This window comes from Psittacicella hinzii, assembly GCF_003585885.1.
Lineage (GTDB): Bacteria > Pseudomonadota > Gammaproteobacteria > Enterobacterales > Psittacicellaceae > Psittacicella.
Map to the genome: position 1 here is coordinate 1 of NZ_NRHC01000114.1, position 7,359 is coordinate 7,359.

A 7,359-nucleotide genomic window follows, 5' to 3' on the forward strand; every position below is an offset into this window, starting at 1 on the left:
AGAAGGGCAGTCTGCCCTGCTAGAAATCGACGTAACCTAATGTTATTTAGTAATTTATTTAGGAGAAAATGATCAATTTCGGGAATCCCTATAAAATGCTTACTAGAACTTTTTCAGCAAAAACATTTCCAGAGAACACAAAAAAGGGTATGAACCTCCTAAGTTCATACCCTAAGATATATGAAACTTTAAGCCATATTTAAGTCATACTTGACTATAAAATACAACATTATACCTTTAATTTTATCAGCAAATTATTGTTTTCATGTGACTTTTTTATTAATTTGTGATCTAAGTCACAATCTTCTTCACAACTTTGTTTGCTACTGTAGTCACAACTATGTTTACTACTTTGTTGGCCTTGTTGTCGTGTCTACAAGTTAGTAACTCGAAATCCCAGTAACAGCCATAAATGCTTGCAACTCTGCAAGGTATTTGCCTTTAAGTTCTTTGAGTTGGTTGAGTTTAACTTCCTCAATATACTTTTCCATAAAGGCGTAATCTATCGTTCCTTGTGAAGTAACTGGTAACTTAATTACCATGTTCAGGAGTTTATCACGCGGGAAAGATGTACCCCAAGTTAACCCGTCGATTTCATGTTGGATCTCGGTAGCAATAAACTTCAAGGTATTTTCGTTTGCCTCTACAAAAGTAGGGTGCAGAACAACAATACGATTACCAGTAAAGTAAGGTTGCTTTTGGTAGAAAACCAAGAAAGTGTCATTAGCAAAAGATAAGGTGTTACCTGGGTTAAGGTACTGTTCATCTTCAACTATGTAACCTTTGATACCGTTATTTCCTTCTTGACGTACTACGTACGGATAGCTTGCAGGAACTTTTTGTTCATGGATAGTTACTGCATTAGCGTTAAAGATAGCTCGCGAGCCTTTTACATCAAACAGTTGCTTAACCGTAAAGCCACGCCATTGCACACCTTCGAGCATTGCCTGTAGTTTTTGTTCACCTTGTACTTTTTCCTCTTGCAGTTGCTTGAGGATAGCAAGCGGTGACAGGTTCTGTTGCGTGTTTTCTAACTGTAAGCTAGTGGTTGCTTGTGCATTGCTTTCTAATTGTAATCTACTAGTTGCTTGTGAACTGCCCGCAACCTGTGGACTATTTGTCGAAAAGGTTGTAAAGCTTTGCTCTTGGTTAAGCTGGTTACTTTGGTTAAACTGGCTACTTTGGTTAAGCTGATTAGCACTTGATGAGTGGAAGCTACTATCTAAGTTATTGTCAGTAAATCTATTGCTATCTAGATTACCAAGATTATTTTGCTCTTCTAACAATCTACTTGCCTGCCAAGAGTAATAATTCCCTATTGTCTTTTGGAATTGCGCAAAATTTGCTTTTTCTTCTTTTGGAGCAGCCTGGTTCCAGTCTTCTCCGTTGTTTGGATCAATGGTGTTTTCGTAATAACAACTCTCGTCAATAAAGTGGAGATACTTACGACCATAGTGAACAAGTTCTACTAGTTCAGCATAACGCTCTTTGGCGTGGTTGGTATCACGGAGATTAACACTTGATTTCTTACGTGCAGTTCTAGTATAGCCGTCTTCACTAAAGTCAATAAACTTAACAATTTGCTTAGCATCATGTTTCTGTTTTACTTTAAAAACATAGATATGAGTTTGTACCATTGACTTACCTCTAAAGAGGTCGTTTGGCATTTTGATACTAGCGATTAGGCTATGACGTTGTAAGAGATCACGGTTGATTTCGGCAGCTTTACCACTTCCTGCAGTACTTTGGATAATAATGGCAGCATAGCCTCCCTGCATCATATCCAGAGCTTTTTTAACAAAGATCATACCGTTGCCAGTAGCAGAGTAAGGTGGATTTAAAATAAAGGCATCAGCAGGGAAGTCTTGTTCGGTACGTCCGTAGCCATATTTTCCGTCAAAGTCTTTAATTGAGTCAGCGTTGATAATGTTAGTTGAACCATCTCCCATGAGGATCATGTTCAGCACTGCGAGCATGTAAACATTGGAGAGGAGTTCAAGTCCAAGAAGTTGCTCTGCTTTGATCTTAGCTTCTTTAAGGCGAAGTTCTTCAGGTGAGTGGATATTGCTACGTGCATCGTTGAGCATTTCATTCATCGCAGCTACTAATAACCCCGCTGAACCTGTCGCAAAGTCCCAAACGTAACTATCACGGTTAACACGTGCTAGTTTAACCAGCAAAGTCGCAACATATGATGGTGTTAAAACTACATCGTTGAGCTTGTCTTGACTAAAACCTAACCAAGAGTACATTTCATTAAATAGTTTACCCGTAAAGTCGGTTGAGATTCCCATGCGGTAGTGGATCCCTAACTCATCAACAACTTTACTAAAGATACGCTTAATTTGCGTTTCATTATTGCTAACCTTGTTGAGGTTGTCATTCTCAAGGAGATTCGAGAGAGTACGGAGGATTAGATCCTTTTTACTTTCAGGTAACTGTCTTGCTTGTAAGAAAGCTTTGATCTTACGTAAGATAATATCACCATCACGATTACCGTGCTCACTTGAAGAAATGAGTTCATCTTTGCTTAGAGGGCTAACTTTACCTTCAACTCCGAGAGTTGCCATAATAGTTGCAGCCACTAGGTAAACACGATCATTTTCCCCAATGCCTTGCTCATTGTTGTAAATGTCATTGTTTAGTTTGATAAGACTTTTATCAATGGCTTTCTCGCGGTTTTGGCGAGCTTTCTCAAGTTCTTCAGGAGTAAGTTTGAGTTGTGAGATCTTGTGGAAGAACTCTGGACGATTTGGGGTTGCTAGGAAAGAGAAGTCAGTGTACTCACTAATCTTTTTGCCAACGCCATAGTTACTTTTGTTAACTAAGTAAACACCAATTTCGTGATGGACATTACCAGCAAGGTCGCGGTAACCTGTCATACCAATAGCAATTATGTCGGTATAGCTAGTGTAGTGTAAAATTGCATTAGCGTAATGTACTGCACCATTTACAGCATACTGACTGATGTTTTTGGAAATAGAACCTTTGGTTTCTTGGTTATCAATATTACCATGTTCATCAAGTTTGATTAGTTTGTCTTTGTGACCTTTGTATTCAACGACTACAGGATAGTATTTACCGCTGTGAGGATCTTGCAGTAGGAACTTACTGTCAGGGCGGTTACCCCCCCCCATTTTTCCGCTTTTCGAGAAATATTCTTCGAATGCACGTCTAATCTCTAAATTTAGATCATCACCTTCGAGCTTATAGTCGATGCCATACTTTTTTAGCCAGCTATTGCCGAGCTCGGCAATTAAGGGTTCGATAGATTTGGTTGTATTGCTTGTCATTTTGTTAAGTGAACTGCGAAGTTAAGTAAATTTGTTAAAGCGTTTTGCTAAGTTGTGGTTAGCTTTGCTTTGAGCTAAACTGTAGTTAGCTTTGTTGTTGGGACTGTGCTTGGTTTGAGTTTGGTTTACTCTTAGCTTGTGTTTAGGTTGTATCTCTGGTTTCTGTTGAGGCTTAAGTTGAAGCTTAAGTTGAGCTTGAAGTTTTAGCTACAGCTAATAATGAAGTTTAGGCTTCAGTTCGAACTTCATTTCTGCCTCTATCCAAGTTGAGGTTTAAGCTTCAGTTTGAACTTAGGTTCAGCCTCTATCTAGGTTGAGGTTTAAGCTTCAGTTGTAGTTTTGCAAGCTTGAGACATAGCTTGTAAGATAGACTTAGCCATTACATAAGCAAGGTTAACAGGTACAGCATTACCTATCATTTTATAGCCGTCGTTTAAGTTGTGGTAAAAGAACTTAAAGGTATCTGGAAATCCTTGAATACGTGCACATTCACGTACCGTTAAACGACGGTATAAGTGTTCTTTACTCGGCGCAAAGATAAATTTATCTTTGCTTGCTTTTTGCATAAGAGGAGCTTGTGGATGCAGTTGACACTGTCTCCCAGAAGCCTGCACAGTAAAAGCAGGTTCATGCCATTGGCGTACACGATTACGGCTCATGAACATAGGCGAGAAATCGCCGATGTAGTATTCGTGATTAGGAATTGTACACAGCTCCCCGTTGGTTTTATTTTTCTTTAATGCAGGAATAGCGCTATCTTTTAAATCAAAGATCGCATCTTTAAAAGTTAGTTTGTAAGCTAAGGGCTCTGGAGGTATAGAGAAATCTACCTGTAAGTCTTTTCTAAAACCAACATAGAAAACTCGTTTGCGGTCTTGAGGTACTCCATAGTCATGGGCATTAAGTACGTGAATAAAGACATCGTAACCAGCTTGGGCAAATTGCGCAACTATGTTCTCTACAGCGCTATGGTGAGTTTTAGCAAGCATACCTTTGACATTTTCCGCAAGAAAGAACTTAGGTTTTTTGTCTTGCAAGATACGTATATATTGGTAAAACAGTTGACCTCTTGGATCGTTTATACCTTTGAGAGTACCAGCTTCACTCCAAGATTGGCATGGAGGTCCGCCAATAATACCATCACAATCCGGGAACATGTCAGAGGGAATCTGACTAATGTCACCTTTGACTAAGTGAGCTTTATGGTTGCTCTCGTATGTTTGCCAAATGCTTTTATCGTACTCATTAGCAGCAATGATTTCAAATCCAGCTTTTTCAAAGCCGAGATCTAAACCTCCTGCTCCTGCGAATAAACTAATTAACTTCATCCTTATGATCCTTACCTCTTAATAATTTCTCAACAATAAATATTGTTCATCAATATTTCTCGTCACGTGTGTAGTGGAGAAGAGCTGCCAATGTCTAGCAGAGAAAGATAAGGATTGAGAGAAGTTGGAGAGTGTAAATAATCTTATTGAGTTTAGAGGGGAAGCATCCATAAATTTTTGTCCTTCTAGTTTAGCTGTCGTTCTAGTTTAGTTGTGTAGTTGCTCTTCTAGTTGAGTAGCTCTTCTAGTTGAGTTAGTTTCGTTTCTCTTCTAGTTGTTAGAAGAGCATTTGTAAAAAGTTAGTTAAGTCATATTATACCGAAAACTTGCATGAGAATTTCCTCAAGCTTACTGGAAAATAATGATTTCTATCCCCTCGTTTGAAAGAGACACGCTTGGGTGAGTATACAAGTTAGTACCTTAGAGCCTTAGAGCCTTAGAGCCTTAGAGCCTTAGAGCCTTAGAGCTTTAACGTCTTGCAATGCTTAGTAATGCTTAGTGCTAGTTTGCAGCTTTTGGGTTTTGTAGAGCATAAAAAAAAGTAGTAGGGGTTCTCCTACTACTTCTACCAGAATATACACATCCCAAGATAAATTTGTGTATTTACCTTAAGATGCGTTAAGACGAAACCTGTATAAAACTAATGTTTCTTGAATTAACTCTGTTAAATATATTGGTTAACTTGTTCTATTGCTTAATTATATTAGTTAACTAATTATTATTTAACGATGTTATTTAAAAGATGAGTACCAACAAAAGCGTCAGAGGTAAAGTTTTAGAGATACTGTTAAGGTGGTTTAGTATTGTGGTTAAGTAACTTTACCTTGCAGACGCTGCTTTGTTTGTATGATGTTTATATTTGTTGGTTCTTTAAATTGACTAAGTTGCAATTAACTTGTGGAAGTTACTTACGTTTGTGGTGTTCCCCGTGGAAACTGTAGATTGTACTTTGTCCATAAGCATGCTTAAACCATTCGCGATCTTCATCTTCGTAGTAAGCATACGCTGGCTTAGTTTTGTATCGGTTATTTTCTTTTTGTGATGGACGGAAACAGAGATAGAACAATAAGAAAATTCCCACTAATGGGATAATAAAAGTAAAAATGTACAGTCCACTTAGCCCTGAATCATGTAGACGTCTTACCATTAGAGCCGCATTACTAAATAAATATGCTAACCATATTAAAGCAAAAACTACATTGAAAAAACTAAGAGCCATGGTTGTTGAAATAGCCTGACCAGCCTCAACAAAGGGGAGTAAAAAGTAACCTAGGATATAAGCAGAGATTAACCATATTATGGTTAAACCCCAGGAGATGATAATTTTTAAATTATATTCTCTGCGACGCTCATAACCTTCAAAATTAAGTGCTTGCAGAAAAACGTCTTTAAAAAGGGTACCAAGACTAGGTTTTTCTATGCCAGTTTTTTTAGAGCTCATAAAGAAGTTCCTTTAAACTGAAATACACCTACTTAATATGTAATATAGGTCTCAATTTTTATAAGAAATTTGCGTGAAAAAATTTTTATAAAGCTTAGTATAACCTAACTACCTTAAATAAACCTAACTATTGTACTAATGACATAACTTTTTTAAAGTGTCCAGAAAGTTATGCTTAATAGTCAGGGAAGATTGGAAAAGTACGGTGTGGGTTATTTAACTCTTTTGTTTGCATTGCCATACACATAATTAGTAAGACAAAGTTAGCAATTGGCACAATAGCTAAAATAGTAAAAGCAGGGTGTAAACCAGCGTCACGTAAACGGCGAGCTGTTGCTGCTAAGAAAACTAGAAGAAAGAAAATATTAATTGCATTGAGAATTAGTTCAAAACCTGGAATAGTAGCTGCAAGAAGAGCTAAACATAAAGTCACGATGAACATGAATAAGAAGAACAGGTTAAACTCGCGACGTTTCTCATATGCTTTGTAGTTAAACATGTTTTGGATGTGCTTAATAACGATATCGTTAAAAGAGGCGCGCGCCATTTTTCCTCCAAGAAAAAGGGATAAAGAAGTAAGAGATAAATAAAATGATTTTGCAGTTAAGCTAGTTATTGCAAAAATTGTTAATAAAGAAAGTTAATGAAGTTGTGTGTCTTGAGAATTGCTTGACAGCAAAAGTACTGTACATAAGTACTAAGTACATACTAATAACTTGTAGAGTACTTACGTAAACTTCTAGAACTTGTAAAGTTTCTACATTCGCATATCCGAACTTGGGATATGGATATATGTGAACTAACCTAAATTATTTGCTTCCTGCCATTATAGAAGAAGACCGGTTAATCTTAAGTTAATTAGGTAAAATTTGATTTATTTGATTTTGTCAAAGATTAACTATAATTATAGCCTGAAATTAGACTATTTTCTAAAGAAAAATGATATAAATTCTTAATTTTATTAAGATGAAATTAGATAAATCCGTGTAATCTTGCCAAGTGGCTTGGGGAGATAAGTTGAGTAAGCTAGTAAGGATTTGCAGAAGATTGAGTTATAGCTCTAGTTGTGCCTCTGTAAGCTTGAGGAAAATTAGGTAATATTTGACAGTAAAATAAACTCTGGTGCTGTTGTATATGAGGGCTTAGAGCTCTTAAGCTAAGATCCTTTAAGTGAGGATCCTTTAATTTAGAAAGAGGGCTGATTTAACTGATAGTATAGTAAGAAATATATGTGCAGAACTTGGTTATTTGTACATTCTACACTAGTTATTTTTAAGTAACGGAGAATGTAAAAAAT

4 protein-coding genes are annotated in these 7,359 nt (G+C 36.9%); all 4 read right to left on the bottom strand.

The features are described 5' to 3' along the window. Positions 1-380: 380 nt before the first annotated feature. Positions 381-3,293, bottom strand: a complete 2,913-nt coding sequence (locus CKF54_RS07220; protein ID WP_119525681.1) for an N-6 DNA methylase — start codon at positions 3,291-3,293, stop codon at positions 381-383. Positions 3,294-3,613: 320 nt separating this feature from the next. Continuing rightward, a complete protein-coding gene (locus tag CKF54_RS07225; protein WP_119525682.1) occupies positions 3,614-4,621 on the bottom strand; it encodes a DNA cytosine methyltransferase in 1,008 nt (335 codons plus the stop codon). A 904-nt stretch (positions 4,622-5,525) separates the two neighbouring features. After that, positions 5,526-6,062 carry a DUF805 domain-containing protein gene (locus CKF54_RS07230; RefSeq protein WP_119525683.1) on the bottom strand — a complete coding sequence of 179 codons (537 nt, stop codon included), beginning with the start codon at positions 6,060-6,062 and terminating at the stop codon, positions 5,526-5,528. 175 nt (positions 6,063-6,237) lie between these two features. After that, positions 6,238-6,609 carry a DUF805 domain-containing protein gene (locus CKF54_RS07235; RefSeq protein ID WP_119525684.1) on the bottom strand — a complete coding sequence of 124 codons (372 nt, stop codon included), beginning with the start codon at positions 6,607-6,609 and terminating at the stop codon, positions 6,238-6,240. Positions 6,610-7,359 lie beyond the last annotated feature (750 nt).

Bases quoted from the DNA above. Each gene is read 5' to 3' on its own strand.
- CKF54_RS07220 (WP_119525681.1), bottom strand. From the start codon at position 3,293: ATGACAAGCAATACAACCAAATCTATCGAACCCTTAATTGCCGAGCTC.
- CKF54_RS07235 (WP_119525684.1), bottom strand. From the start codon at position 6,609: ATGGCGCGCGCCTCTTTTAACGATATCGTTATTAAGCACATCCAAAAC.
- CKF54_RS07230 (WP_119525683.1), bottom strand. From the start codon at position 6,062: ATGAGCTCTAAAAAAACTGGCATAGAAAAACCTAGTCTTGGTACCCTT.
- CKF54_RS07225 (WP_119525682.1), bottom strand. From the start codon at position 4,621: ATGAAGTTAATTAGTTTATTCGCAGGAGCAGGAGGTTTAGATCTCGGC.